At 64.6% G+C, this 24,925-nt stretch carries 25 protein-coding genes; 11 read left to right on the top strand and 14 right to left on the bottom strand.

Features of this window, described 5'->3' with window-relative positions; genetic code table 11:
- Positions 1–168: 168 nt before the first annotated feature.
- A complete protein-coding gene (locus tag CIT40_RS31895; protein ID WP_094892552.1) occupies positions 169–675 on the bottom strand; it encodes a MarR family winged helix-turn-helix transcriptional regulator in 507 nt (168 codons plus the stop codon).
- A gap of 83 nt (positions 676–758) precedes the next feature.
- Between CIT40_RS31895 and CIT40_RS31890 the strand changes: the two genes are divergently transcribed.
- Both CIT40_RS31890 and CIT40_RS31885 read left to right on the top strand, forming a co-directional pair.
- Positions 759–1,979, top strand: a complete 1,221-nt coding sequence (locus CIT40_RS31890; RefSeq protein WP_094892551.1) for a cytochrome P450 — start codon at positions 759–761, stop codon at positions 1,977–1,979.
- Between the two features lie 34 nt (positions 1,980–2,013).
- Entirely contained in the window at positions 2,014–3,225 is a 1,212-nt protein-coding gene (locus CIT40_RS31885; protein ID WP_094892550.1) for an ABC transporter substrate-binding protein, read from the top strand.
- A gap of 214 nt (positions 3,226–3,439) precedes the next feature.
- On the opposite strand, the gene CIT40_RS31880 is transcribed toward CIT40_RS31885, so the two are convergent.
- The gene (locus CIT40_RS31880; RefSeq protein ID WP_094892549.1) at positions 3,440–4,702 is read right to left on the bottom strand and encodes an NAD(P)/FAD-dependent oxidoreductase; all 1,263 of its coding nucleotides are present in this window, start codon (positions 4,700–4,702) and stop codon (positions 3,440–3,442) included.
- 298 nt (positions 4,703–5,000) lie between these two features.
- Between CIT40_RS31880 and CIT40_RS31875 the strand changes: the two genes are divergently transcribed.
- Complete coding sequence (locus CIT40_RS31875; RefSeq protein ID WP_094892548.1) at positions 5,001–6,173, top strand: ABC transporter substrate-binding protein; 1,173 nt, start codon at positions 5,001–5,003, stop codon at positions 6,171–6,173.
- A 189-nt stretch (positions 6,174–6,362) separates the two neighbouring features.
- On the opposite strand, the gene CIT40_RS31870 is transcribed toward CIT40_RS31875, so the two are convergent.
- From CIT40_RS31870 to kaiC, 11 genes are all read right to left on the bottom strand, one after another.
- On the bottom strand, positions 6,363–8,234 hold the full coding sequence (locus CIT40_RS31870; RefSeq protein WP_094892547.1) for a bifunctional sugar phosphate isomerase/epimerase/4-hydroxyphenylpyruvate dioxygenase family protein: 1,872 nt from the start codon (positions 8,232–8,234) through the stop codon (positions 6,363–6,365).
- The gene (locus tag CIT40_RS31865) at positions 8,231–8,968 is read right to left on the bottom strand and encodes an ABC transporter ATP-binding protein (RefSeq protein ID WP_094892546.1); all 738 of its coding nucleotides are present in this window, start codon (positions 8,966–8,968) and stop codon (positions 8,231–8,233) included. The genes CIT40_RS31870 and CIT40_RS31865 overlap by 4 nt, the downstream gene beginning before the upstream one ends.
- A 12-nt stretch (positions 8,969–8,980) precedes the next feature.
- A complete protein-coding gene (locus CIT40_RS31860; protein WP_094892545.1) occupies positions 8,981–9,724 on the bottom strand; it encodes an ABC transporter ATP-binding protein in 744 nt (247 codons plus the stop codon).
- Positions 9,721–10,719: a branched-chain amino acid ABC transporter permease gene (locus tag CIT40_RS31855; RefSeq protein WP_094892544.1), complete on the bottom strand. Its 999-nt coding sequence runs from the start codon at positions 10,717–10,719 to the stop codon at positions 9,721–9,723. Before CIT40_RS31855 ends, CIT40_RS31860 begins: the two co-directional genes overlap by 4 nt.
- Positions 10,716–11,591, bottom strand: coding sequence for a branched-chain amino acid ABC transporter permease (locus CIT40_RS31850; RefSeq protein WP_094892543.1), 876 nt, complete (start codon positions 11,589–11,591; stop codon positions 10,716–10,718). Before CIT40_RS31850 ends, CIT40_RS31855 begins: the two co-directional genes overlap by 4 nt.
- A 270-nt stretch (positions 11,592–11,861) precedes the next feature.
- Positions 11,862–12,992 carry an ABC transporter substrate-binding protein gene (locus CIT40_RS31845; RefSeq protein WP_094892542.1) on the bottom strand — a complete coding sequence of 377 codons (1,131 nt, stop codon included), beginning with the start codon at positions 12,990–12,992 and terminating at the stop codon, positions 11,862–11,864.
- A 65-nt stretch (positions 12,993–13,057) separates the two neighbouring features.
- Complete coding sequence (locus CIT40_RS31840; protein ID WP_094892541.1) at positions 13,058–13,936, bottom strand: shikimate dehydrogenase; 879 nt, start codon at positions 13,934–13,936, stop codon at positions 13,058–13,060.
- 143 nt (positions 13,937–14,079) lie between these two features.
- Positions 14,080–15,066, bottom strand: coding sequence for a LysR family transcriptional regulator (locus CIT40_RS31835; protein WP_244611881.1), 987 nt, complete (start codon positions 15,064–15,066; stop codon positions 14,080–14,082).
- A 70-nt stretch (positions 15,067–15,136) separates the two neighbouring features.
- Complete coding sequence (locus tag CIT40_RS31830) at positions 15,137–16,615, bottom strand: sensor histidine kinase (protein ID WP_094892570.1); 1,479 nt, start codon at positions 16,613–16,615, stop codon at positions 15,137–15,139.
- A 5-nt stretch (positions 16,616–16,620) separates the two neighbouring features.
- A complete protein-coding gene (locus CIT40_RS31825; protein WP_094892540.1) occupies positions 16,621–16,908 on the bottom strand; it encodes a circadian clock KaiB family protein in 288 nt (95 codons plus the stop codon).
- Between the two features lie 3 nt (positions 16,909–16,911).
- The gene (gene kaiC, locus CIT40_RS31820; RefSeq protein ID WP_094892539.1) at positions 16,912–18,609 is read right to left on the bottom strand and encodes a circadian clock protein KaiC; all 1,698 of its coding nucleotides are present in this window, start codon (positions 18,607–18,609) and stop codon (positions 16,912–16,914) included.
- A 305-nt stretch (positions 18,610–18,914) separates the two neighbouring features.
- On the opposite strand from kaiC, the gene CIT40_RS31815 reads away from it, so the two are divergent.
- On the top strand, positions 18,915–19,127 hold the full coding sequence (locus CIT40_RS31815; RefSeq protein ID WP_148667245.1) for a hypothetical protein: 213 nt from the start codon (positions 18,915–18,917) through the stop codon (positions 19,125–19,127).
- 42 nt (positions 19,128–19,169) lie between these two features.
- Here the strand turns inward: CIT40_RS31815 and CIT40_RS31810 are convergent, their stop codons facing one another.
- On the bottom strand, positions 19,170–19,346 hold the full coding sequence (locus tag CIT40_RS31810) for a hypothetical protein (RefSeq protein WP_094892537.1): 177 nt from the start codon (positions 19,344–19,346) through the stop codon (positions 19,170–19,172).
- 167 nt (positions 19,347–19,513) lie between these two features.
- Between CIT40_RS31810 and CIT40_RS31805 the strand changes: the two genes are divergently transcribed.
- The 7 genes from CIT40_RS31805 (at position 19,514) to CIT40_RS31775 (ending at position 24,823) form a co-directional block, all read left to right on the top strand.
- Positions 19,514–20,242 carry a helix-turn-helix transcriptional regulator gene (locus CIT40_RS31805; RefSeq protein ID WP_094892536.1) on the top strand — a complete coding sequence of 243 codons (729 nt, stop codon included), beginning with the start codon at positions 19,514–19,516 and terminating at the stop codon, positions 20,240–20,242.
- Between the two features lie 87 nt (positions 20,243–20,329).
- Positions 20,330–20,986 (top strand): acyl-homoserine-lactone synthase, encoded by a 657-nt coding sequence (locus tag CIT40_RS31800; RefSeq protein WP_094892535.1) that lies wholly within the window; start codon positions 20,330–20,332, stop codon positions 20,984–20,986.
- Position 20,987: 1 nt separating this feature from the next.
- Positions 20,988–21,206 (top strand): hypothetical protein, encoded by a 219-nt coding sequence (locus tag CIT40_RS31795; protein WP_094892534.1) that lies wholly within the window; start codon positions 20,988–20,990, stop codon positions 21,204–21,206.
- A gap of 292 nt (positions 21,207–21,498) precedes the next feature.
- Positions 21,499–22,416, top strand: a complete 918-nt coding sequence (locus CIT40_RS31790) for a branched-chain amino acid ABC transporter permease (RefSeq protein ID WP_094892532.1) — start codon at positions 21,499–21,501, stop codon at positions 22,414–22,416.
- Positions 22,413–23,357: a branched-chain amino acid ABC transporter permease gene (locus CIT40_RS31785; RefSeq protein ID WP_094892531.1), complete on the top strand. Its 945-nt coding sequence runs from the start codon at positions 22,413–22,415 to the stop codon at positions 23,355–23,357. Before CIT40_RS31790 ends, CIT40_RS31785 begins: the two co-directional genes overlap by 4 nt.
- Positions 23,350–24,117: an ABC transporter ATP-binding protein gene (locus CIT40_RS31780; RefSeq protein ID WP_094892530.1), complete on the top strand. Its 768-nt coding sequence runs from the start codon at positions 23,350–23,352 to the stop codon at positions 24,115–24,117. The genes CIT40_RS31785 and CIT40_RS31780 overlap by 8 nt, the downstream gene beginning before the upstream one ends.
- Positions 24,110–24,823, top strand: coding sequence for an ABC transporter ATP-binding protein (locus tag CIT40_RS31775; RefSeq protein ID WP_094892529.1), 714 nt, complete (start codon positions 24,110–24,112; stop codon positions 24,821–24,823). Before CIT40_RS31780 ends, CIT40_RS31775 begins: the two co-directional genes overlap by 8 nt.
- Positions 24,824–24,925 lie beyond the last annotated feature (102 nt).

Genomic DNA, 24,925 nt, shown 5'->3' with positions numbered 1-24,925 from the left:
TTTTGTTGCCCAAGCAACTAATTTATGCGAACCGTCCAGGGAGCGATGACGGCGGGGAAACCGCCGCGTCCGGTCCTGGAGGAAACGATGCTCGGCCCGAATGGTGCCGTCGGCCAACGCCGGCGCATGCGTGGACGTGACGGCAGCTGGCGCGCCGCTTGCGACCTGTCAGGGATCGATGCCGCCGGTGACCGCGCCGAGATTCTCGTGCAGCCGGCGAAGCAGATCGATCAGCACCTCGCGCTCGTCCTTGTTCAGGCAGGACAACAGCCGCCGCTCGCGTTCGAGCGCTGCGACGATCACCTTGTCATGGGTGGCGCGGCCCTTCGCCGTCAGCGAGATCGAATGGGTGCGGCCGTCATGGGGATCGGTGCGTATCGAGACCAGCCCGCGCTTCTCGAGGCCCGCCAGCGTCCGGCTCACCGGCCCCTTGTCGAAACCGATGACGTGACAGATGCGCGATGCCGGAATGCCGGGCTCGATCGCCAGCAGCGACATGATCCGCCATTCCGTGACGTTGACGCCGAACTCCCGCTGATAGAACGCGGTTGCGCTGTTCGAGAGCTTGTTGGCAATGAAGGTGACGAACGCCGGGACGTAACGGTCGAGATCGAGCGTCGGTCCCGCATCGCCAGGCGCGGGTTTTTGGCGGGATCTGGTCGAAGGCGCAGGCATGTCGGGGGTCTGACTCGCGGTGGGGCCACCGACCTAAGGGCATGCGCCGTCCTTTCACAAGACCAAAATGAGGGAGGTCTCCCATGACCGCATCCGGCACGCCTGCATCGCCGGCAACGGCTTCCGTCCCGCATCTCGACGTCGATCCCTTCGACATGAATTTTTTCGCCGATCCCTACCCCACGCATCAGCGGCTGCGGGAGGCGGGGCCGGTGGTCTATCTCGACAAGTGGAACGTCTACGGCGTGGCGCGCTATGCCGAGGTCCATGCGGTGCTGAACGATCCCGCGACCTTCTGCTCCAGCCGCGGTGTCGGCCTCAGCGATTTCAAGAAGGAGACGCCGTGGCGGCCGCCGAGCCTGATCCTCGAGGCCGATCCGCCCGCGCACACCCGCACCCGCGCCGTGCTGTCAAAGGTGCTGTCACCGACCGTGATGAAGGGCCTGCGCGACCGCTTTGCGGCGGCAGCCGAAGAACGAGTCGATATGTTGCTTGCCAAGCGCAGTTTTGACGCCATCACGGATCTGGCGGAAGCCTATCCGCTCTCGATCTTCCCGGACGCGTTGGGGCTGAAGCCCGAAGGCCGCGAGCATCTCATCCCTTATGCGAGCGTCGTGTTCAACGCGTTCGGCCCGCCCAACGAGTTGCGCCAGGAAGCCATCGCGCGCTCGTCGCCGCATCAAGCCTATGTCACCGCGCAATGCCAGCGTGACAATCTTACGCCTGGCGGCATCGGGGCCTGCATCCACGCCCATGTCGATGAGGGCGCGATCACCGCGACTGAAGCGCCGCTCCTGGTGCGCTCGCTGTTGTCGGCCGGCCTCGACACCACGGTCAATGGCATCGGTGCCGCCGTCTATTGCCTGGCGCGTTTCCCCGAGCAATGGCAGCGCTTGCGCGATGATCTGACGCTGGCGCGCAACGCCTTCGAGGAGGCCGTGCGGTTCGAAAGCCCGGTGCAGACCTTCTTCCGCACCACGACGCGTGACGTCGAGCTGTCCGGCGCGACGATCGGCGAAGGCGAGAAAGTGCTGATGTTCCTCGCCGCGGCCAATCGCGATCCCAGGCGCTGGGACGAGCCCGACAGCTACGACATCACCCGCCGCACCTCCGGCCATGTCGGCTATGGCTCCGGCATCCACATGTGCGTCGGCCAGCTCGTGGCGCGGCTGGAAGGCGAGACGATGCTCTCGGCGTTGGCGCGCCGCATCGCCAGCATCGAGATCACGGGCGAGCCGAAGCGCCGCTTCAACAACACGCTGCGCGGGCTGGACAGCCTGCCGGTGACGATCACGCCGGCCTGACACGACCGGAAACAATAAAGCAGGGGAGGGACCAATGAAAAATCTGAAGTGGACGCTTGCGCTGGCCGCAAGCCTCATGACCGGCGCGGCGAGCGCGGAGATCTCGGACAATGTCGTGCGCGTCGGCGTGCTCAACGACATCTCCGGCATCTTCCAGGACACCAACGGCATGGGCTCGGTGGAAGCCGCGCGTATGGCTGCGGAGGATTTCAACGGCGGCGGCAAGAACATCAAGGTCGAGATCGTCTATGCCGACCATCAGAACAAGGCCGATGTCGGCAACGCCATCGCGCGCAAATGGCTCGATGTCGAAGGCGTCGATGCCATCGTCGACGTGCCGAACTCGGCGGTCGGCCTCTCCATCAACACGCTGCTGCGCGACAGCCGTATGACTTTCCTGGCGTCTTCGACGGCAAGCTCGGACCTCACCGGCAAGGCCTGCTCGCCCAACACCATCCAATGGGTTAACGACACCTGGGCGACCGGCAACACCACTGCAGCCGCGATGATGTCGCGCGGCGGCAAAGACTGGTATTTCCTCACGGTCGACTACGCGCTCGGCAAGGGCATCGAGGCGGAAGCACAGAAATATATCGAGGGCCACGGCGGCAAGGTGCTGGGCTCCTCCAAGCATCCGCTCGGCACCTCTGATTTCGCGTCGTTCCTGTTGCAGGCGCAGGGGTCGAAGGCCCAGGTGATCGGCCTTGCCAATGCCGGCGGTGACACCATCAACGCGGTGAAGCAGGCCGCCGAATTCGGCATCCAGCAGAACGGTCAGAAGCTCGTCGCCTTCCTGCTCTTCATCAACGACGTTCACGGCATGGGCATCAAGGTCGCGCAGGGCCTCCAGGTCATGGAAGCCTTCTACTGGGACATGAACGACGATACCCGCGCCTTCGCAAAGCGGTTCGCCGCGCGGCCCGGCATGAACGGCAAGATGCCGAGCGGCAACCAGGCCGGCGTCTATGCCTCGACGCTCGCTTATCTCAATGCGGTCGCGGCGACCGGCAGCGACAATGCCAGGGACGCCGTGCCCGAGATGAAGAAATTCAAGGGCAAGGACAAGCTGTTCGGCGACACCGCGATCCGCCAAGACGGCCGCGTCGTGCATCCGATGTACCTGTTCGAGGTGAAGAAGCCGGAGGAGTCGAAATATCCGTACGATTATTACAAGCTGGTTTCGACCATTCCGGCGGAGCAGGCGTTCCGCCCGCTGTCGGAAGGCGGGTGCGAGCTGGTGAAGTAGGGGAGCGGCGAGGCTACTTTCACCCTCCCCTGGAGGGGGAGGGTCGATGGCGCGCAGCGCGAGCGGGGTGGGGTGATCTCTCAACACGACGACTGCCCGTGCTGAGAGATCACCCCACCCCGTCACGCGATCTCGCTTCGCTCGGTCGCATGCCGACCCACGGGCGAGCTACGCTCGTCCCGGACCCCTCCAGGGGAGGGTAAGAGCAGCACTCCTACATCACCTTGCTTGATCCCTGCGTGATCAGCCGCGCCGCGCGTTGATCGCGCGCGTAGATCCAGAGCCAGCTCAAGGCAACGCTGAGCCGGTGGCGGAGGCCGATCAGGAAGTAGATGTGGGCGATGCCCCAGATCCACCATGCGATGGTGCCGCGCAGCTTGAAGCGGCCGAAGTCGATCACGGCGAGCCGCTTGCCGATCTGGGCGAGGCTGCCGGCGTGCTTGTAGCGGAACGGGCCCGTGGCAGCTCCGCGCAGCCGCGCCTTGATGGTCTCGGCGACATGCCGGCCCTGCTGCTTGGCCGCCGGCGCGATACCGGGCACCGGCTTGCCCTCCCAGGCGTTGATGCTGACGGTGTCGCCGATCGCGAAGATCTCGCGATGACCTGGGATGGTCAGATCGTCTTCGACCTGAACGCGCCCGGCGCGATCGGCTGGTGCGCCCAGCCATTCGGCGGCGGGCGAGGCCCGGACGCCGGCGGCCCAGATCCGTGTCTTGGCCTCGAGCAGCTTGCCGCCGAACACGACGCCCTCGCGATTGATCTCGGTAACGGCCTGTCCCAGCACGACCTCGACGCCGATCTTCTCCAGCGAGGCCTGTGCATAGGCCGAGAGGTCGTCGGCAAAGCCCGCGAGTACGCGCGGCCCCGCCTCGATCAGCACCACGCGGGCTTTGGTCGTGTCGATGTTGCGGAAATCGCCGGGCAGCGTGTGACGCGCCATCTCGGCGATGGTGCCGGCGAGTTCGACGCCGGTGGGACCGGCGCCGACGATGACGAAGGTCAGCCGCGCCGCGCGCTTGGCTGGATCGGTCTCGCGCTCGGCGCGCTCGAACGCCACCAGGATGTGCCGGCGCAAGGTGGTGCCGTCCTCCAGCGTCTTCAGGCCGGGCGCCCATTGCTCCCACTCGTCGTGGCCGAAATAGGCGTGACGCGCGCCGGTCGCCAGCACCAGCGTGTCGTAAGCGACCTCGCTGCCGTCGTCGATCAGCACGCAGCGCCTGGCCGCGTCGACGCCGCTGACCGTCGCGAACAGCGTCGTCACCTCGGGCCGGTCGCGCATCAGGTGGCGGATCGGCCAGGCGATCTCGCTGGTGGCGAGCGAGGCGGTCGCGACCTGGTACAGCAGGGGCTGGAACAGATGGTGGTTGCGGCGGTCGATCAGCGTGATCTCGACCGGCGCGCCCGCGAGGCGATACGTCGCCTCCAGCCCGCCGAAGCCGGCTCCGACGATGACGACGCGGTGGGGATTGGCGGCCATGATGCACCCTCGAATCTCGCTGCTCGACTTCCCCATTTAAGTGCGGATCGGGCGCTGCGGTCCAATAGCCGTCATCAATCGCCGCATAGGCCGGATGTATCGATCAGGCGCGAGAAAGCGCCGCAGGGTTGGCCGAAGTATGTAGAATTATATTTCTTGCCTTCGCCGATTGGGGCGAAATATGGTGCAGGGCAGGCACTGAGCCATTGGCGGCGCGACGGATTTTGCGTTCAATAGAGATAGACCCGGGGCGGCGATCACCCCGTTTCCGGGCTCAATAATGTGGAGGGGAGTGGTTATGAGGACGGCATTCTGGCTGGCGGGCGCAGCGGCGCTGGTGCTGGCGAACCCGGCGTTCGCCGGCGACACCATCAAGATCGGTTTCGTTTCGACCTTCAGCGGCCCGACCGCCGTGATCGGCAACGACATGCGCAACTCCTTCGAGCTGGCGCTGGATCACATGGGCCGCAAAATGGACGGCAAGCCGGTCGAGGTCATCTACGAGGATGACGGCCAGAAGCCCGATGTCGGCAAGCAGAAGACCGAGAAGCTGGTGCAGTCCGACAAGGTCGATTTCATCGTCGGCTATATCTGGTCGAACGTGCTGCTGGCCTCGCTGAAGACCGCCGTGGACTCGCAGACCTTCCTGATCTCGGCCAATGCAGGCCCGTCGCAGCTCGCCGGCGAGCTGTGTTCGCCTTACGTGTTCTCGACCTCCTGGCAGAACGACCAGACGCCTGCCGCGATGGGCCTCTACATGAACCAGAAGGGCGTCAAGAGCGTGTTCCTGATCGGGCCGAACTACGCGGCCGGCAAGGACATGCTCGCGGGCGTCAAGAGCACCTTCAAGGGCGAGGTCAAGGGCGAGGAATACACGGTCTGGCCGAGCCAGCTCGACTTCTCCGCCGAGCTCTCCAAGGCCCGCGCCTCCGGCGCCGAGTCGATCTTCGTGTTCTATCCCGGTGCGGCCGGTGTGCAGTTCCTCAATCAATATGCCCAGGCGGGCCTGAAGAGCACGATGCCGCTCTACACGGCGTTCACCGTCGACGAGCTGTCGCTGCCGCTGCAGAAGGAAAACGCGCTCGGCGTTCCCGGCGCGCAGGAATGGGTCAACGACCTCCCCAACGAGCAGAACAAGCGCTTTGTCGCCGACTATCGCAAGAAATATACCGGCCTGCGTCCGACCTATTACGGTGCGCAAGCCTATGACGCGGCACAGCTTATCAACAGTGCGGTGATCGCGGTGAAGGGCGACACCAGCAAGAAGGACGCGATGAAGGCCGAGATGGAGAAGGCCAACTTCAAGTCGCTGCGCGGCCCCTTCAAATACGGCAAGAACCACATCCCGGTGCAGAACTTCTATCTGCAGGACGTGGTGAAAGACGGCGAAGGCCAGCTCTCGCTGAAGACGGTCGCGACGATCGTCGAGAACGACCAGGATCGCTTCCACGACAAGTGCGCGATGAAGTGAGCCGCTGGTAGCCACGAATGACGCAGCCCCTTCTCCCCTTGTGGGAGAAGGTGGCGCGAAGCGCCGGATGAGGGGTATGTATCCGCGTATTCAACTGCGAGAGACGTGCTCGCGGTGAGAGACCCCTCACCCGTCTCGCCGCTGCGCGGCGAGCCACCCTCTCCCACAAGGGGCGAGGAAAACAAGAGCCTACGCCCGCGGCATGCTCGCGGGCCGCACCTCGCGGGCCTGGGCCGCGAGCCTGATGCCGGCATTGGCCGCGCCAAATCCCTGATAATCCCTGCGCTCGACGATCTCGAAGAAGAAGCGCTCGTCGAAGATGTGGGTGTAGACCTGGAAGAACTCGCCGTCGCCCTCGCGGTCGTAGAGGATGTGGTTGGTGCGCAGCTGCGCCATCAGCTCGGGCGCAAGATCGTATTTGGCTTCGATGTCGTCGTAGTAATTGGCAGGGATATCCAGGAAGTCCGCGCCGCGCTTGCGCATCTGCGCGACCGTCGCAAAGATGTCCCGGCACGAGAACGCGACGTGCTGCACGCCCGAGCCGAAGAACTCCGAAATGAAGCGCGCCGGCAGCGTGCGGTTGGCCGAGGAGCCGTTGAGCACGAAGCGCAGGCTCTGATCGGCGTTGACGATGGCCTGGCTCTGCACGAGGCCTCTGGGATCGGAGATCTCCATCTGCGGCAGCCGCTTCAAATCGAGGATGCCGGTGTAGAACAACAGCCAGGACAGCATCTCGTCATAGGGCATCGATTGTGCGATGTGGTCGACGGCGAGCAGGGCGTCGCCGCTTGCGTTGCTCGGGACAGGCTCGAAATCGGTGTCCCAGTTCCTGCCGGCCTGATCGAGGAAATACAGCAGGCTGCCGCCGACGCCGTGGATCGCGGGAATCTCGAGCTCGCCCGGCCCTACCGGCTGGTAGAAGGTGCGCGCCTTCAGCGTCTCGGCGCGCTGCATGGCAAGGCCGGCATTGTCGACATCGAGCGCAATGGCGCAAACGCCGGGGCCGTGCGTCACATAGTGAGAATGTGCAAAGCCGTCGGTCTCGCTGTTGATGACGAGCTCGACGTCGCCTTGCGACCAGCGCTCCACGGCCTTGCTCCGATGCGCGCCGGACTTGCGGAAGCCGAGTTGCGCAAACAGGCGGCCGAGTTCGCCGGCCTTGGTCTCGTTGACGGCAAACTCGATGAAGCCGGTGCCGCGGCTCTTCGCCTTCGGCGCCAGCGGCTCGGTGGCGAAGTTCGGCCAGTCCGGCGCAAGCTGATCCTCCAGCAGGATCAGCGAGCGCAGGCCGTCGAGCGCGGTCTGCGTGGCCGAGCCGGCGCGGAACTGGTCGTTGAAGATCTCCAGCGACAGCGGCCCGGCATAGCCGGTCGCCGCGATCGCGGCCATGAACTCGCCGACCGGCAGGTCGCCCTGGCCGGGGAAAGAGCGGAAGTGACGGCTCCACGACAGAATGTCGAGCTCGAGTTTCGGCGCGTCCGCCAATTGCACCAGAAAGATCTTGTCGCCGGGGATCGAGGCCATCGCGCGGGTGGGAAATCCCGGTGCCAGTGCGTGAAAGCTGTCGAGGATGATTCCGATCGCGTGATGATCGGCGCGCCGTACGATCTCCCAGGCGTCGCGATAGTCGTTGACGTGGCGGCCCCAGGCCAAGGCCTCGTAGCCGACGCGCAAGGAGCGCCTGGCGGCGCGGTCGCCCAGCTCCCGAAAATCATCGGCGGCGCGGTCGATGCCGCCGAGCGAAGCCGGCGAGACGTTGGAGCAGATCAGCAGCAAATCGGTGCCGAGTTCCTGCATCAAATCGAATTTGCGCTCGGCGCGGGCAAAATTGCGCGCACGCTGTGGCTCCGGCATGCCCTCGAAATCGCGAAACGGCTGGAACGCAGAGATCTTCAGGTTGAGATCGCCACAGAGCTTTGCGATGTCGCGCGGGCCGGAACCGAACGACAGCAGATCGTTCTCGAAGATTTCGACCCCGTCGAAGCCGGCGGATGCGATGGCGCGGAGCTTCTCGTCGAGGGCGCCGGAGAGGGAGACGGTTGCGATCGAGCGCTCGTTCATGCCGCACTCTCCTCCATGGCGCCGCCGAGAAAGAGCTGGCCGATGCGCGGATCGTTCAGGATGCGCCTGGCGTCGTCGACCATGCGGGTCTGGCCGAGCTCGAGCACGATGCCGATGTCGGAGATCTCCAGCGCCGAGCGCGCGTTCTGCTCGATCATCAGGATGGTGACGCCGCGGTCGCGCAAGGATTTCAGGATGTCGAAGGTCTGCTGCACCATCAGCGGCGACAGGCCGATCGAGGGCTCGTCGATCAGCACCAGCTTGGGCTCGAGCAGCAGCGAGCGGGCGATCTCGAGCTGCTTCTGCTCGCCGCCGGAGAGCGTCGAGGCCTGCTGTGTGGATTTGCGGCGCAGCGCGGGAAACAAGTCGAGTGCCGCCTCGATACGCTTCGGCAGATCGAGGCCCTTCCCGGCAGCGACGCCGCCGAGCTCGATATTGTGGCGCACCGACAGCTCGGGGAAGATGTTGCGGCCCTGCGGCACGTAGCAGATGCCGGCATTGAGCAGCGCGCGCTGGCTCAAACCGGTGACGTCACGGCCGGCAAAGCTGACCTTGCCCTCGCGCAGCTTGAGCAGGCCGAAGATCGCCTTGAACACGGTGGACTTGCCGGCGCCGTTCGGGCCGATGATGGTGGTGATGGTCGCAGGCGGCACCGAGAAATTGGTGCCGTTCAAAATCGTCATCTTGCCGTAGCCGCCGACGAGATTGTGAACCGAGAGTATCGGGTCGCTCATGGCTCGCGCTCCCTAATGTCCGAGATAGGCTTCGATCACGGCGGGGTTTTTCCGCACCTCGTCGGGCCGTCCCATTGCCAGCACCTTGCCTTCCGCCATCACCATCACGCGCGAGCACAGCGACATCACGAATTCCATGTTGTGTTCGATCACGACGAAGGTGGCGTTCTTCTCGCGGTTGATCGCGACCAGGCGGTCCTTCAAATCCGCAAGCATCGACGGGTTGACGCCGCCGGCGGGCTCGTCGAGCAGCACCAGGCGCGGGCCGCCCATGAAGGCCATGGCGGCGTCGAGCAATTTTTGCTGGCCATAGGACAGTCCGCCGGCGGGTTCGTCGGCGAGATGGTCGAGCTTGAAGAAGCCGATCATCTGGTTGGCGGCATCGGTCAGTCCGGCATCGGAGCGGCCGACCAGGCGCGAGGCCATGTTGCCCTGGTGCTCCTGGCCCGCGAGGATCAGGTTCTCGCGCACCGAGAGTTTTGGAAACACCTGCAGCAGCTGAAAGGTGCGGCTGACCCCGAGCTTGTTGAGCTCGGAGGGGCGGAGGCCCGTGACGACCTTGCCGTCGAGCTTGACCTCGCCGCCACTTGGCGTGAGCTGGCCGAGAATGCAGTTGAACAGGGTCGACTTGCCGCAGCCGTTCGGCCCGATCAGGCCGAGGATCTCGCCCTCTCGGACGTCGAAAGAGACGCCGTCGACGGCGCTGATGCCGCCAAAGTTCTTCTTGATCTCGGTGACTTCGAGGACCGAACTCATTGCGCCGTCTCCAGGCGGGATTTCGCGACGGCGCGCAGCGCGGAGGCCGCCTTGGTGCGGCGCTCGGCAAGGTAACGGTCGAGGATTCCCAGGATGCCGGTCGGTGACCAGATCAGAAGCCCCATCACGGCGATCGCGTAGAGCATCAGGTAATAGCCCTCGGTGAAGCGCAGCCATTCCGGCAGCAGCACCGCGATCATCGCGCCGAGGAACGGGCCGAAGTAGAAGCCCGCGCCGCCGACGATCACCATCATCAGGAGGTCGAGCGAAAGCGACAGGTTGAAAGGCACGGGATCGATATATTGCGTCAGCGGCGCGTAGAGCGCGCCGGCGACGCCGCCGAGCGCCGAGCCGATCGCGAACGCCATCAGCGTGTAGCGGCGGGTGTCGATGCCGAGCGACTGCGCCCGAAGCGGGTTTTCGCGCAGCGCCATGAAGGCGCGGCCCCAGGGCGAGCGGATCAGCCACCATACCGCGACCGACACGATCGCGAGCGAACCGAGGCAGACATAGTAGAACGGCAGGGGCTTGTTGGTTGCGATCCCGAAGACATGCGGACGCGGGATGTTGGAGATGCCGTAGATGCCGCCGGTCAGCCAGCTCTCGTTGCGGAACACCAGGAAGGCGAGGGTGGAGAAGGCCAGCGTGACGAAGGCAAGGTAGTGGTGCTGCACGCGCAGCGCGGGATAGCCGAGCACCCAGCCGACCGCGAAGCCCAGCACGATGGCGACGACGATCGCCGCCGGCAGCGGCCAGCCATGGGTGGTCATGATGGCGGCGGCATAGGCACCGATGCCGACGAAGGCGCCTTGCGCCAGCGAGACCTGGCCGGCATAGCCGAGCGTGAGGTTGAGGCCCATCGCGGCGATGCTCATCACCGCCCATTGGCTGAGGATGAACAGGCCGTAGCGGTTGAAGTTCATGGGGATGACGATCAGGCCGGCGATGACGATCAGGCCGAGCGCGATCTTCAGGGGTTTGCCGAAGCCGATCATACCGTGCGCTCCTCGGCGCGGCCCAGCAACCCTTGCGGCCGGAACAGGATGACGACGATCAGGAAGATCAGCGGCACCGCCGCGCGATATTGGGTGGAGACGTAGCTGGCCGCGAGATTGTCGAGCACGCCGATCAGCAGGCCGCCGGCGATCGCGCCGCGCACCTGGTTGAAGCCGCCGACGATCGCGGCGATGAAAGCGGCCTGGCCCAGCACCTCGCCGGAGGAGAATTTTGCCAAATAAATCGGCGTGATCAAGAGCGAGGCCAGCGCGACCAGGAAGGCATTGATCAGGAAAGTCAGCAGGATCATCCGCTCCACGGGCACGCCGATGATGCGCGCCACCGTCGGGTTTTGTGCAGCCGCCTGCATCTGGTGGCCGAGCGAGGTGCGGTTGAGAAGCGCGGTCAGGCCGAACACGGCCAGAATCGCGACGACGAGGACGCCGATGCTTTGCAGCGAGATCGCGTGGCCGAGGATGGAGATGTCGCCGGTCGGCACGATCGACGGGAAAGGCGAGGCCTCGGCGCTGAAGAACTGCTTGACCGCTTCCTTGAGGCCGATCGCCAGCGCCATGGTGGCGATGGCGAGGGGCAGCACGCCGTGGCGCATCATCGGGTCGACCAGCAGCATCTTGAAGCCGAGCCCGAGCAGGATCATCGACAGCAGGATGCCGAGGATGATCGCGAGCCAGAACGGCGCGCCCGCATGCATCGCCGCCAGCATCAGGAACGCCGGCAGCATCACGAACTCGCCTTGCGCGAAATTGATGGTCTGCGAGGTCTGCCACAGCAACGTGAAGCCGACCGCGACCAGTGCATAGATCGCGCCGGTGGCAAGCCCCGCGACTAGAAGATCGAACAGGTTGGACATTTTCCCCTCTTTTCTCTCCCGCTCCCGCGAGCGCTAGGGCAATCGCATATGGGAGCGATCTTGCCTGTAGCCATCCTTCGAGACGCCCGCCGTTGGCGGACCCTCAGGATGAGGGCGGAGTGCGCGGCAATCGTTTCAACGAGCATCGCTGCCGCTTAGCCTCATCCTGAGGAGACCGCGAAGCGGTCGTCTCGAAGGACGAGGCGCGCGCTCAGATCTCGCAAAACGTCGATACGCGATAGCCCTTCCGCCTGCGGAGAGAGGCTCAGATCACTTCACCTTCGGCAGCACCTGCTTCACGACCTGCTTGCCTTCGACCACTTCGACCAGAAAACTCTGGCGGTCGATATCGCCGGTATCGCTGAAGGTGACGTCCATCAGAATGCCCGGCTCGTCCGCGGCCTTGATGGTCAGTCCGTGCAGCGTGTCGGCGAACTTCTTCGGGTCGACCTTGCCCATCTTCTCGGTGGTGGCTTTCACCATGTAGACGGCGAGGTAGCCTTTCAGGCCGTTATGGTCAGGGACGTAATTGTACTTCTTGGCAAACTTCTCGCGGAACGCCTTGATCAGATCGACCGGCGCATCGGTGGTGAGGCCGACATGGCCGCGGGCGCCGTTGGCGGCGTCGCCGGCGAGCTCGATCACCTTCTGGCCGATCAGCGTGGTCTCGCCCATCAGCGGCGCGGTGACGCCCTGGCGCTTCAGCTCTTTCAGGATGCGCGCGCTCTCTTCCTCGTTGAGGTACACGAACACGGCGTCGGGATTGGCAGCCTTGATCTTGCCGACGTCGGCGGCGAAATCGGCCTGGCCGGCTTCTGTCGAGAGATCGGCCACCACCTTGGAGCCGAGACGTTCGAGCTCCTTGGTCACCATGTCGCGGCCGCCGCGGCCGAAATCGTTGTTGACCCAGACCACCGCGACCGTCTTCGCCTTCATCTCGTCATGGATGTATTTCGCGACCTTCGGCATCGAGGATTGCTGGCCGAACGAGGTGCGGAACAGGAACTTGTTGCCTCCTTGCGTCAACTCGGCGGCTTCGCCACCCATGATCTGTGCGATGCCGGCTTCGGCCGCGAGCGGCGCGGTGACTTTGACCGAGCCGGAATAGCCGGGCCCGAGCAGCACATAGGGTTCGGCGTCGAGCGCCTTCTGTACCTGGGCGCGGGCAACGCCGGGGTTGGACTGCGAGTCGGCGTGGGTGACCTCGAGCTTGCGGCCGAGCACGCCGCCCTTGGCGTTGATCTCCTCGATCGCGAGGTCGATGCCGTTCTTCCAATTGGTGCCGACGGTGGCACCGCCGCCCGAGAGCTCGGCGACGTCGGCGAGCTTGATCGCCTGGGCGTGGACGCCGGTTGCAGCTGCGAACGCAAGCAGGGCGCCTGCCAGGATTGTCGATTTCATGGTTTCTCCTCCCATTTTCCATTTTTCGTCGAGATTGCTCGCGGCCTTGTGTCCGGCCGCTTCGGTTAGGCTGCGTGATAGGCCGAGCTTCGTGCCGCCATCACCTCGTCGAATGCCTCTCCCATGACATCGGTCGATGGGGCAAGGCCCGTGAACAGTTCGAACGCGTCGGCGGCCTGATAGATCGCGAGCTCCCGCCCGGTCATGATCCGCGCGCCCCTGGCTTGGGCCGTTGCCAGCAGCGGCGTGATCAGCGGCGAGTAGACCGCATCCGCGACCCACAATTTTTCGTGCAGAAGCGTGGCGGCAACCGGCATGCCCCGGTCCGGCAGCATGCCGACCGGCGTGCCGTTGACGAGACCGGTTGCGCCTTGCAGCGCATCCTCGACGCTTGCGGCGATCCTTGCGCCGCCTCGCGGCGCCAGCAGGGAGACGAGCGTCGCCGCGCGCGCCGGCTCGCTGTCGAAGATGCGGATGTCGCGCACCTCCAGGCTCGCCAGCGCAAACGCGATCGCCTTGCCGACGCCGCCGGCGCCGATCACCGCAACGGCATTCCCCGCGGACGCCAGCAACGGCGCCACCGCGCGCGCAAAGCCCGTGGTGTCGGTGTTGTGGCCGGTCAGGCGGCCGTCCCTGACGACGACGGTGTTGACCGCGCCCATGCTGGCTGCGCCCGGCGCCAGCTCGTCGAGCAGCGGGACCACCGCTTCCTTGTAGGGGTAGGTGACATTGACGCCGGCAAAGCCGAGCCGCCGCACGCCTTCGAGCATCATGCGAAGCCCCGCCGCATCGGCGCCGGCAACCTCGATGAGCTGGTAATGGCCGCGCAGGCCGAGCGCCTCGGCGGCGCGCTCATGCATGGCGGGGGAGGCGGAATGCGCGATCGGCGCGCCGATCAGTCCGGTGAGGAGCTTCTTGCTGGCGGCGTATCCGCGCTTCGACATGGTTCGCTATCGTCTCAAAAGGAGCGTTCGGTCCCGGCGATTAGCGAGGAAATTCCCGCAAGCCAAGCGCAGTTCCTGGCGCGACGATAGCCTTTCCCCCGCCTAACACAATTACCCTTTCATCCGGCAAACCTAACATGATGTTATTTCTTCCGCCCGCGCGTGCCGCCGGCCTTGCCGTTTCCGCCCGGCACGGCCCTTCCGTTGCCGCCCGGCACGGCCTTGCCGTTGCCGCGGGACGGCTCGACCGCGCGCATCTCGGCGCGCAGCGACTCGATGAAGGACTCGGCATGGAGCGACAGCGGCGCGCCGCGCTTGACCGCGATGTAAGTGTCGAACCGCGTCGGCTCGGCGATCTTCAGAAGCTCGATGCCGGGATAGCCGCCATGGGCCACCGTGAACTGGTCGATGATGGCGATGCCGAGGCCCGCCTTCACAAGAGCACAGACCGTGGTGCCGAAGCGCGCGCGGATGGTGATGTTGTAGGCGAGACGGTCGCGGGCAAAGATCTCGGCCATGATCCGGCCGTAGGGATCGTTGGGATCGATGCCGATCAGCGGATAGCGGGTGATCTCGGCGGCCGAGACCTGCTTGCGGCCGGCGAGCTCGTGCCCCGGCGGCACGATGCAGTACAGCTCGCCCGAGGCCAGCGGCATGAAGTCGAGCCCGGAATGCTCGAGCCGGTAGCTCATCGCCACGCACTCGCCGCGGCCGAGCATGAGATAGTCGATGGCCTCCTCGAGCTTGAGGATGTTGATGTCGATGCCCAAATCAGGATAGCGGCGGCGGACGCGCTCGATCGCGCGCGGCACCATCACCTGCGAGATGCTCGGCACCGAGCCGATCCGCAGCTCGGACAGACCGCCGCGGCCGATCTTGGAGATGATCTCGGAGAGATCGTCGACCTTCTTGTAGACCCCGTTGATCTGCTCGAAGATGTTCTCGGCTTCCGGCGTCGGGAAGTAGCGTCCGTTCTGGCGCTGGAAGAAGCGGATGCCGAGCGAGCGCTCGGTGTATTTGACGAGGCGGCTGATCCCCGGCGCGGAGACGTTGAGCAGCTTCGCCGCGCCGCCGATGGTGCCCGTCACCATCACGGCACGGATCACTTCCACCTGGCGCAGCGTCATCATCTCTGGATGTCCCGGAATGGTCTTCCTGGATCATCTCACGGAAGGCGCGCGGCCATCCAGCGGCAATATTCTAGGAATGGAAGTGGCCGTATTTCGGAATCAGGATCTGGCAGACCACGCCGGTCGGCCGGTATTCGAGCTTCGTGCCGCCGTTGGGACCGCTGCCGAGGCTGCGCGAGATCAAGGTCTGGCCGAAGCCCGAGACCGTCGGCGGGGTCACCAGGGGCCCACCGCGCTCTTCCCATTCGATCTGCAGCGCGCCGTCGTCAAGCAGGCCGATCCGCCGCACCGACAGCTTGCCGGCGCGGGTCGAAAGCGCGCCGTACTTCACTGCGTTGGTCGTCAATTCGTGGAATACCAGCCCTAGGGACACGGCCGTCTTGGAGTCGACGGAGATATCCAGCCCTTCTATCGTGATGCGTCCGCTGGAGAGCGTCGCATAAGGCGCCAGCTCGACGCTGAGCACGTCCTTGATCTGGAGGTTCTCCCAGGACGCGTTGGACAGCAATGTATGGGTGGCCGCCAGGGCCTGGATGCGGCCGGAAAAGGATTTCTGGAAGTCCTCGATGGTGCGCTCGTGGGACGCGGTGCGCGCGGAGATCGCCAGCACCATGGCCAGCGTGTTCTTGACGCGGTGATCGAGCTCGCCCATCAGGAGGGTCTGGCGACGCTCGGCGGCCTTGCGCTGCGACAGGTTGATCAGCGTGACCACGCAGCCCTGGGTCCGGTCGCCGGATACGACGAGCGGTGCCGCGCTGATCATGACATCGGTGACGTCGACGGCAGATGTCTTCACTGCCGCTTCGAGTCCCTGCACCGGCGTACCCCCGACAGCCATCGCGACGATATCGGCACCCGACATCAGCTCGGCAGCATCGGCGAAGGTCAGCGCGATCGCCTCCTCGAACCGCTTCCCGATCGGACCCTCGGCGCAGATCCGTTCGGCGGCCCCATTGATGTGGGTGACCATGCCGGAGCGGTCGCAGACGATGACGGCCTCGTTGGCGGAGGCGAGAACTGACCGCGCCAGCCGCTCGGACTCCCTGGCGGCCGCCGTCTGCTCGCGCTCGCTGATGTCGGTGAACGTGATTGCGACGCCGCTCACGATGCCGAAATCGATCGGAGCACCGGTGAGGAGGAAGCTGCGCTCGCTGTCGCCGACGCGAACGTGAATTTCAGAGGATTGCCGCTCCCGCAGCGCCTGGGTGAGCAGCCGGCGGAAAGTTGTCTGGTTGACGGCGTCGAGCATGCCGAGCAACGCCTGCCCGGACAGCTCGCTGGCCGGCTGGTCGAGCAGGTTGCACAGCGCCTGGTTGGCATAAAGCAATTGCCCATCGGCGTCGAACGCTGCGGCACCGATGTCCATCGCTTCCATGAAGGTTCGATAGGAGTGTCCGTCGCCTTCGAGCGTGAAGACCTGCTCGGTGGTGCCGCCTTTGATGACGACGGCATCGATCTCGCCCTCGCGGATGGCCCGGAGCGTCTCCTCGGCTTCGTAAAGCCGAGCCTCGAGCTCGTCCCGGGTCAACGCAGATACGAGCGATACCACCGCCATCATTCCTCCACCGACAGATGAACTAGAACCTTCTGGGTGTCGGAAAGGTCCCCGATGATCTTGCGGATCGGGACCGGCAGCTCCTTCACCAGGGTCGGAATGGCGACGATGCCATGCTCCCGGGCGAGCTGCGGCTGCTTCTTGAGGTCGACGACCTCGACCTTGTACTTGCCGGCCAGGTGCTCGGAGCAGATCTTTTCCAGATTGCGGATCGCGGCGAGCGATTTGGGCGTCTCGCCGGCGACGTAGAGGACGAGCTTGACGGGCTCTTTGTCGACTTCGGTCATGGCTTAGTCCTGCTTCTTCTTGCCGGTCGAGAGGTCCAATCCCCGTCCGCGCGCCAGTGCTGCGGTGTTTTCCCGGCTTTGTTGCTGATAGATTTCCTCGGCCGTCATCAACCGCTTGAGCTCGGCCTCGTCGGCTTCGATATCCGCGTTGAGAGCTTCGATCTGGGCGAGTGCGCGGCGCCGCCGTTGCGTGACCTGGTCCTGCACGCGGGCGACCTCGGTCTGCCGCTCGGTCTCGGCTCGGCGCGCCCGCGCCTCTTCGTTGCGGCGCGCCGAACCCGTCAATGCGCCGCCCTCGCCCAGATAGGGCTCCAGCAGGTGGATGCCGCTATTCGACATGACGAACTCGCGGACCTGGTTGGAATGCGAGATGCCGCGCGCTTTCAGGAGATAGAGTTCACGGTTGAATTCGCCGTTGGCCTCGCGGTTGAGCAGAAGGATCCAACCATCCATGATCGACGACAGGCCGGCGTCGGTTTCCGCCTGCTCGACACTTGCCAGATGGGTAAAAACGGCAGTGATGCCGTTGGACTTGAGGTAGTCGACGATGCGCAGCAGCATCGCCTGCACCTCGGCGATGTCGGCTGAATCGGTGAAGGCGGAGATCGGATCGAGCACGACGAGCCGAGGCTTGAACCTGTTGATCTCGCGCAGCATGATCGCAAGGTGCATTTCGAGCGAGTAGAAAGTCGGGCGCGCGGCGATGTAGCGCAGCTGGCCCTGCTTCAGCCACTTGTCCAGGTTGGTGCCGATCGACTTCATGTTGCGCACGGTCTGCGCCTCGGATTCCTCGAACGAGAGATAGAGGGCCCGTTCGCCGCGCTGGCAGGCGGCGTCGGCCATCATGCAGGCGAGCGAGCTCTTGCCGGAGCCGGCGACGCCGGTGAGCAAGATGCTGCTGCCCCGGTAGAAGCCGCCACCGGTGAGCATGGCGTCGAGGTCGGGCACCCCCGTCGAGATGCGCTCGTCGAACACCTTGTGACCGAGGCCGAGCGAGGAGACCGGCAATACGGAAAAGCCGTCCTCGTCGATCAGGAACGGATATTCGTTGGTGCCGTGCGCGGTGCCGCGATATTTGACGATGCGCAGCCGCCGCGTCGAGATCTGGTTCTCGACCCGGTGATCGAGCAGGATGACGCAATCGGAGACGTATTCTTCGAGGCCCTGCCGCGTCAGGCTGCCGTCGCCGCGTTCGCCGGTGATGACCGCCGTCAGGCCCTTCTGCTTGAGCCAGTCGAACAAGCGCCGGATTTCGGCGCGCAGGATCGCCGGATTGGAGAACGCCGAGAACAGGCTCTCGATGGTGTCGAGCACGATGCGCTTGGCGCCGATCTGATCGACGGCGAATTCGAGCCGCAGGAACAGCGCCTCCAGATCGTAGTCTCCGATCTCGGCCACCTCCGACGGATCGATGGCGATGTGTTCGATGTGGATCTTGGACCGATCGATCAGCCCCTGGAGGTCGAAGCCGAGCGATTCCACATTGGCGACGATATCGACCGGGCGCTCTTCGAACGTGACGAAGACGCCGGGCTCGTCGTAGATCTTCGCGCCGTTGAAGAGGAAGGTCGAAGCAAAGAGCGTCTTGCCGCAGCCGGCCGAACCGCAGACCAGCGTCGGCCGTCCGGTGGGAAGGCCGCCCAGCGTCAGATCGTCAAAGCCTTCGATGCCGGTCGTGGATTTGGTGATACCGTCAGTCATGTCCCATCCTGGTTCCCTCCGGATTTTCTAAGCAAAGAACCTCAGAACGCCTAGTGGGGGGCGGGCAAATTTGTCAGCGCTTGGTTAGGAACAAGTCGCGAGGATCGATGTTGTGCGGCCGATGATTGGTGTCGGTCGCCCCCGGTCGCGATCTATCGGCCACGGGCGGCTCGGCCTGGCGGGGCCGTCCACTACCTCGGGCCATCGATCCCCGACGCTAAGTGTTCACAACTGCACATACAATCTTGCCACTTCATCACATGAACGGATCGGCGCCAATGCAGGCGCGTCTTGTGAGAGATGACATGAGCGAGGTCGAGGGGCGCATGCGAACTGTCCTGGATGCGGCACTCGAGGCCGCGTTCGGTCACGTCAGGCACGGCGGCGATCACGAGAGCCGGAAGCTCGTTGCTGCACGTCTGCTGGACGCGGCTCAGTCCGGCATAACGGCTTTGGACGAATTGATCTCGGTTGGACGTCGCGCGCTTATAGATCTCGAGACCAGGTCGCGGGCTTGAGCCCCCGGCTGTCGCCGGCGCGAGCTATGCTGCAATTGCGTTCTAGCTCGCCGGCCCTTCCGGCAAGACGCTTTCGGCCAGTTCCTCGCGCTCGCCTTGCAGCACCTCGCGCGCGAACTCGATGATCTTCTGCTTGTTTGCCGTTTCGCGGACGGCGAAAAACACGCGGTTCAATTCCAGGCCGAGCACGCTGTTGAGGGCGATGTCCTCGTCTTCCATCGTGGTTTTCCCGCTTCGGTCGCCTTAGGTGTATCGTGACGTCAATTCTGCCACAAGTAGTTTAAATCTTCAGTCCGGATGAGCACCGAAGAACTACGGCTGCAGCGAATTGAGGCAGCCCTCGAATACGTGCTATACGAGGGCCGTGTGGGTCAGGAAACGCACCGATGTCCGCCGTGGATTATGGCCGGGAAGCGCTGGACTTCATTGAGGGGCTGGGAGCCTATACCAAGGTTCCGGATGCCATGGAGGCGCTTGCAACCGCGTTCGGCCGGTACGGCTTCGAGCATATCATCGTGACGGGATTGCCGAATCCCGATCAGCGCTTCTCCCAGATGGTGCTCGCCAAGAGGTGGCCGGCCGAGTGGTTCAGCCTTTACACCCAAAAGAGTTACGACCGTGTCGATCCCGTGATCCGCAAATGCCGGCAGACGGTGAATCCTTTCGAGTGGTCCGAAGCGCCGTATGATCCGGAGCTGGAGCCCGGCGCGGTGGAGGTGATGCGGCGCGCTGCCGATTTCCGCATGTCGCGCGGCTTCGTCGTTCCGATCCACGGTCTGACCGGCTATGAGGCCGGCGTCTCGCTCGCTGGCGTTCATCTCGATCTCAATGCCCGCAGCAAGCCGGCGCTGCACCTGATCGGGATGTACGGGTTCGATCACATTCGCCGTCTGCTCGTTCCGGAGCCGCATCCATCGACGCGCCTTACCCCGCGCGAGCGCGAGGTGCTCGCCTGGGCCTCGCAGGGCAAGTCGGCCTGGGAGATCGGCGAGATCCTGCACATCACGCAGCGCACGGCCGAGGAGCATCTTTCAACCGCTGCGCGCAAGCTTGGCGCCGTCAACCGGACGCATGCGGTCGCGATCGCGATCCGCCACAGAATCATCTCCCCCTGAAATCCGCGCCTACTGGGAAATTTCCCAATAGTCGGTCTGGCCGTTTTCCGTGAGGATTCCCCATTATTTCGAAAAATGGGGGAATAAATGATTCATGTGATTTCTGCCGTTAACCGGCACCTCTACGAGGACGTTCTTGAGCAACATTTCAGGGTGCGACACGAGATTTTCGTCGAGGAGCGGAAATGGGAGGCGCTGCGCAAGCCCGACGGCCGCGAGATCGACACCTACGATAATGAGGACGCGATCTACCTGCTGGCTCTCGAAAACCGCCGGGTGCTCGGCGGCTCCCGCCTGTATCCGACCACCAAGCCGACGATGATGAGCGAGGTCTTCCCGCATCTCGCCGCGGTGCGCGGTTGCCCCTCGGACCCGCTGGTCTGGGAGTGGTCGCGCTTCTTCGTTTCGCGCGAGCGCCGCGACGGCGCGTTCAATCTGCAATTGATGGCGGCGGCGCAGGAGTTCTGTCTGGATCAGGGTATCGAGCGTCTCTGTCTCGTCATGGAGACTTGGTGGCTGCCTCGCTTCCATGACATCGGCTTCGTCGTGACCCCGCTGGGATTGCCGGCATTGATCGAGAATTCCTGGACCATGGCGGCGTCCATCGAGGTCCGTCAGGAATCGCTCGATGTCGTGCGCGACCGTATCGGGATGAAGGATGTCGTGCGCCAGGACGGCCCGCGTCTCGACGCCGTCGCCCGTGCCAACCTCTGCGGCCTCGCCGCACAACGAAAGAGCGCCTGAGATGTCGAACATGATGCGGGACAGCCAGATCATGGCGCAGACCAGGGACGAGAATCTCGGCTACATGTCCGACATGGCGCTCGAGCTGGCGCAGATGGCGGACGACACCGGATTGGCGACGCTCGCCTATCTGTTCCGGATGGCGGCGCTGGAGGCCTCGACGGCCAACAGCGTGCTCGCCGAAACGGATGACCTTTCCCAGCAGATGACGTCGCACTAGACGCATCTCCTCGATCGACATTTTCCAGCACCCTCCTCCCGGCAACGGGGGGAGGGTGATCGTTTGGGTGCGGCAGGTTGCCCCAGCCGACGCGGCAGCCTTCTTGCAAGGCCATTTCGACCGCATGCACCGGCATGCAACAAAGTGCATGTTCGGTGTCGAATCGCTCTTGCCTCGGAACGATACTGCCATTACCCATTTTTCCGCCTTGATGAGGCAGGGGGAGCTCTTTCACTGATGGCGACCGTGTTCGAACATCGGCGCAACACCGCGTGCGCCTGAAAGAGTCTTGATGCTGCTCGTCGTCGAACAGTTCTTGAACGGATTGCAGTTCGGCCTGTTGCTGTTCCTGCTCGCCGCCGGCCTGACGCTGGTGTTCGGGATCATGGATTTCGTCAACCTCGCGCACGGCTCGCTCTACATGATGGGCGCCTATTTCGCCGCGACCTTCGCGGCCTGGACCGGCAGCTTCCTGCTCGGCGCGCTGCTGGCGCTTGGCGCCACTCTGATCCTCGGCATCGTGCTCGAAATGTCGGCGCTGCGGCATCTCTATGGGAGGGATCATCTCGACCACGTGCTCGCAACCTTCGGGCTGATCCTGTTCTTCAATGAAGCCGTGCGGTTGATCTGGGGGCCGGCCGGCCTTGCGCTGCCGCTGCCGGTCTGGCTCACGGTGCCGGTGCCGATCCTGCCCGGCATTCACTATCCGGCCTATCGGCTCGCCATCATCGTGGTGGCGCTGCTGGTGGCGCTGCTGCTCTATCTCGGCGTGATGCGCACGCGCATCGGCATGTTGATCCGCGCCGGCGCCTCCAACCGCGAGATGATCGGCGCGCTCGGCATCAACATCAAGCTGCTCTACACGCTGGTGTTCGGCCTCGGCGCCGCGCTCGCGGGCCTCGCCGGGCTGATGCAGGCGCCGATCCTCACCGTGCAGATCGGCATGGGCGAGAACATCCTGATCCTCGCCTTCGTCATCATCGTGATCGGCGGCATCGGCTCGATCCGCGGCGCCTTCCTGGCCGCGATCTTCGTCGGCATGATCGACACGCTCGGCCGCGCCTTTCTGCCCAATCTGCTGCGGCAGGTGCTGAGCGGCGCCGCTGCCTCCACCGCCGCGCCCGCATTGTCCTCCATGCTGATCTACCTGCTGATGGCGATCGTGCTGGTGGTGCGGCCGGAGGGGCTGTTTCCGGCCAACCGTCGATGAAGTCTTTTACTGTGAGCAAGGCCGTCACGGCCCTGATGCTGGCCGGCCTCGTGCTGTTGCCGCTGTATTCGCAAGCGTCCGGCAATATCTTCATCCTGACGCTGTTCACCCGCATCGTCATCCTGGCGCTGGCGGCCGCGAGCCTCAATCTCATCATGGGTTTTGGCGGCATGATGAGCTTCGGCCACGCCGCCTATCTCGGCATCGGCGGCTACGCGGTCGGCATGCTGGCGCAGGAAGGTGTCGGCTCAGGCTTCATCCAGTTTCCGGTCGCGCTCGCGGCGTCCGCTACTTACGCGCTGGTGATCGGCGCGCTGTCGCTGCGCACCCGGGGCGTCTATTTCATCATGATCACGCTCGCCTTCGCGCAGATGGCCTATTACGTCGCCTCCGGCCTTGCCCGCTACGGCGGCGATGACGGCCTGACCGTCTACAAGCGCAGCGACTTCTCCGGGCTGATCAACCTGTCGAACCGCACGCAGTTCTATTATCTCTGCCTCGCCTGCCTGCTCGGCGTCATCTTCCTGATCTGGCGCATCGTCAATTCGCGCTTCGGCCTCGTCGTGCAGGGCTTGCGCTCCAACGAGCAGCGCATGCAGGCGATCGGCTTTCCGGCCAAACGCTACCAGCTCGTCTGCTTCGTCATCTCAGGGACGATGTGCGGCCTCGCCGGCGCGCTGCTCGCCAACAACACCGATTTCGTCAGCCCGGCCGTGATGTACTGGACCCGCTCCGGCGACCTCATGGTGATGGTGATCCTGGGCGGCATGGGCACGCTGTTCGGCCCGGTCGTGGGCGCGGTGGTGTTCCTGCTGCTGGAAGAATTCCTGTCGCAGATCACCGAATATTGGGCGCTGATCATGGGCCCGCTGCTGTTGTTGATCGTGCTGTTCGGCCGTGGCGGCATCATGGGCATGCTGGGGAGGGTCGGCCGTGGCTGAACCCCTGCTCCGCGTCGAAAAGCTGGTGCGTCGCTTCGGCGGCATCATCGCCACCGACAACGTCTCGCTCGACGTCGCGGCCGGAGAGCTGCACGCCATCATCGGCCCGAACGGCGCCGGCAAGACCACGCTGATCAGCCAGCTGACCGGGCATCTCGATCCGCATTCCGGCAGCGTCTCGCTCGGCGGCCGCGACATCACCTATTTGCCGGCCCATCGCCGCTGCGCGCTGGGCCTTGCGCGTTCGTTCCAGATCACCTCGCTGCTGCTCGACTTCACCGCCGCCGACAACGTCGCGCTGGCCGCGCAGGCGCATGCCGGCACCTCGTTCCGCTTCTTTGCCAATGCGCGCAAGGAGAAGGGCCTTCGCGATGCCGCGCACGCTGCGCTGGATCGCGTCGGGCTGGCTCATCGCGCCGACGTGCTGGTGTCGAGGCTCAGCCACGGCGAGCGGCGCCAGATCGAGCTTGCCGTCGCACTCGCCAGCAAGCCGAAATTGCTGCTGCTCGACGAGCCCATGGCCGGTCTCGGCGTCACCGAATCGCAGGGCATGGTGAAGCTGCTCCAGGAGTTACGCAAGGAAGTCTCGATCGTGCTGGTCGAGCACGACATGCCGGCGGTGTTCGCGCTCGCCGACCGCATCTCGGTGCTGGTCTATGGCCGCGTCATCGCCTCGGGCGATCCAGCCGCGATCCGTGCCAACGAGGACGTCAAGCGCGCCTATCTCGGCGACCAGCACGTGGTGACGCATCATGGCTGACACGCTGCTCGAGGTCGACGGCATCGAGACCTGCTATGGCCTCTCCCAGGTGCTGTTCGGGCTGTCGCTGTCGATCAAGCCGGGCGAGATGGTCTCGCTGATGGGCCGCAACGGCATGGGCAAGACCACGACCATTCGCTCCATCATGGGCCTGACGCCGGCCCGCGCCGGCAGCATTCGTTTCGCGGGCGCCGAGGTCAGGCAGCTTCCGTCCTACAGGATCGCGAAACTCGGCATCGGTCTGGTCCCCGAGGGACGCCAGATCTTCCCGAACCTCACCGTGCGCGAAAATCTGGTCGCGGCTGCCGCCGATCGCTTCGGCAGCCCCAATCCCTGGACGCTGGCCGCGATCTACGTCATGTTTCCGCGCCTCGCCGAACGCGCCGCCAACATGGGCAACCAGCTCTCCGGCGGCGAGCAGCAGATGCTGGCGATCGGCCGCGCGCTGATGACCAACCCGAAGCTGCTGATCCTGGACGAGGCGACCGAAGGCCTCGCGCCGCTGATCCGCGAGGAGATCTGGCACTGCCTGTCGCTGCTCAAGAGCCGGGGCCAGTCGATCCTGGTCGTCGACAAGAACATCGAGCACCTCGCCCGCATCTGCGACCGCCACACTATCATCGAGCGCGGCAAAACGGTGTGGAGCGGCACGTCGGACGAGCTGATGGCCGAGCCGGATTTGCAGCATAAGTACCTGGGGATCTAGAGCTCGCGCGTGGCAAGTTCTGGCATCTGGTCAACCAGACTTACCTGAGTTCAGACGCGTCCCGGCAGCGCGCAAGCCGACGTCAGTAGCGCCGAAAGAACC

Source organism: Bradyrhizobium amphicarpaeae, assembly GCF_002266435.3.
Taxonomy (GTDB): Bacteria; Pseudomonadota; Alphaproteobacteria; order Rhizobiales; family Xanthobacteraceae; genus Bradyrhizobium; species Bradyrhizobium amphicarpaeae.
This window is presented reverse-complemented; position numbering and strand designations above follow the sequence as displayed.

What these genes read in the sequence shown, in the direction of transcription:
- CIT40_RS31890 (WP_094892551.1), top strand. Translation starts at nt 759, where the DNA reads ATGACCGCATCCGGCACGCCTGCATCGCCGGCAACGGCTTCCGTCCCG.
- CIT40_RS31805 (WP_094892536.1), top strand. Translation starts at nt 19,514, where the DNA reads ATGTCCGCCGTGGATTATGGCCGGGAAGCGCTGGACTTCATTGAGGGG.
- CIT40_RS31845 (WP_094892542.1), bottom strand. Translation starts at nt 12,992, where the DNA reads ATGAAATCGACAATCCTGGCAGGCGCCCTGCTTGCGTTCGCAGCTGCA.
- CIT40_RS31815 (WP_148667245.1), top strand. Translation starts at nt 18,915, where the DNA reads ATGAGCGAGGTCGAGGGGCGCATGCGAACTGTCCTGGATGCGGCACTC.
- CIT40_RS31880 (WP_094892549.1), bottom strand. Translation starts at nt 4,702, where the DNA reads ATGGCCGCCAATCCCCACCGCGTCGTCATCGTCGGAGCCGGCTTCGGC.
- CIT40_RS31850 (WP_094892543.1), bottom strand. Translation starts at nt 11,591, where the DNA reads ATGTCCAACCTGTTCGATCTTCTAGTCGCGGGGCTTGCCACCGGCGCG.
- CIT40_RS31840 (WP_094892541.1), bottom strand. Translation starts at nt 13,936, where the DNA reads ATGTCGAAGCGCGGATACGCCGCCAGCAAGAAGCTCCTCACCGGACTG.
- CIT40_RS31835 (WP_244611881.1), bottom strand. Translation starts at nt 15,066, where the DNA reads ATGATGACGCTGCGCCAGGTGGAAGTGATCCGTGCCGTGATGGTGACG.
- CIT40_RS31800 (WP_094892535.1), top strand. Translation starts at nt 20,330, where the DNA reads ATGATTCATGTGATTTCTGCCGTTAACCGGCACCTCTACGAGGACGTT.
- CIT40_RS31785 (WP_094892531.1), top strand. Translation starts at nt 22,413, where the DNA reads ATGAAGTCTTTTACTGTGAGCAAGGCCGTCACGGCCCTGATGCTGGCC.
- CIT40_RS31865 (WP_094892546.1), bottom strand. Translation starts at nt 8,968, where the DNA reads ATGAGCGACCCGATACTCTCGGTTCACAATCTCGTCGGCGGCTACGGC.
- CIT40_RS31855 (WP_094892544.1), bottom strand. Translation starts at nt 10,719, where the DNA reads ATGATCGGCTTCGGCAAACCCCTGAAGATCGCGCTCGGCCTGATCGTC.
- CIT40_RS31775 (WP_094892529.1), top strand. Translation starts at nt 24,110, where the DNA reads ATGGCTGACACGCTGCTCGAGGTCGACGGCATCGAGACCTGCTATGGC.
- CIT40_RS31860 (WP_094892545.1), bottom strand. Translation starts at nt 9,724, where the DNA reads ATGAGTTCGGTCCTCGAAGTCACCGAGATCAAGAAGAACTTTGGCGGC.
- kaiC (WP_094892539.1), bottom strand. Translation starts at nt 18,609, where the DNA reads ATGACTGACGGTATCACCAAATCCACGACCGGCATCGAAGGCTTTGAC.
- CIT40_RS31825 (WP_094892540.1), bottom strand. Translation starts at nt 16,908, where the DNA reads ATGACCGAAGTCGACAAAGAGCCCGTCAAGCTCGTCCTCTACGTCGCC.
- CIT40_RS31895 (WP_094892552.1), bottom strand. Translation starts at nt 675, where the DNA reads ATGCCTGCGCCTTCGACCAGATCCCGCCAAAAACCCGCGCCTGGCGAT.
- CIT40_RS31875 (WP_094892548.1), top strand. Translation starts at nt 5,001, where the DNA reads ATGAGGACGGCATTCTGGCTGGCGGGCGCAGCGGCGCTGGTGCTGGCG.
- CIT40_RS31810 (WP_094892537.1), bottom strand. Translation starts at nt 19,346, where the DNA reads ATGGAAGACGAGGACATCGCCCTCAACAGCGTGCTCGGCCTGGAATTG.
- CIT40_RS31795 (WP_094892534.1), top strand. Translation starts at nt 20,988, where the DNA reads ATGTCGAACATGATGCGGGACAGCCAGATCATGGCGCAGACCAGGGAC.
- CIT40_RS31790 (WP_094892532.1), top strand. Translation starts at nt 21,499, where the DNA reads ATGCTGCTCGTCGTCGAACAGTTCTTGAACGGATTGCAGTTCGGCCTG.
- CIT40_RS31870 (WP_094892547.1), bottom strand. Translation starts at nt 8,234, where the DNA reads ATGAACGAGCGCTCGATCGCAACCGTCTCCCTCTCCGGCGCCCTCGAC.
- CIT40_RS31885 (WP_094892550.1), top strand. Translation starts at nt 2,014, where the DNA reads ATGAAAAATCTGAAGTGGACGCTTGCGCTGGCCGCAAGCCTCATGACC.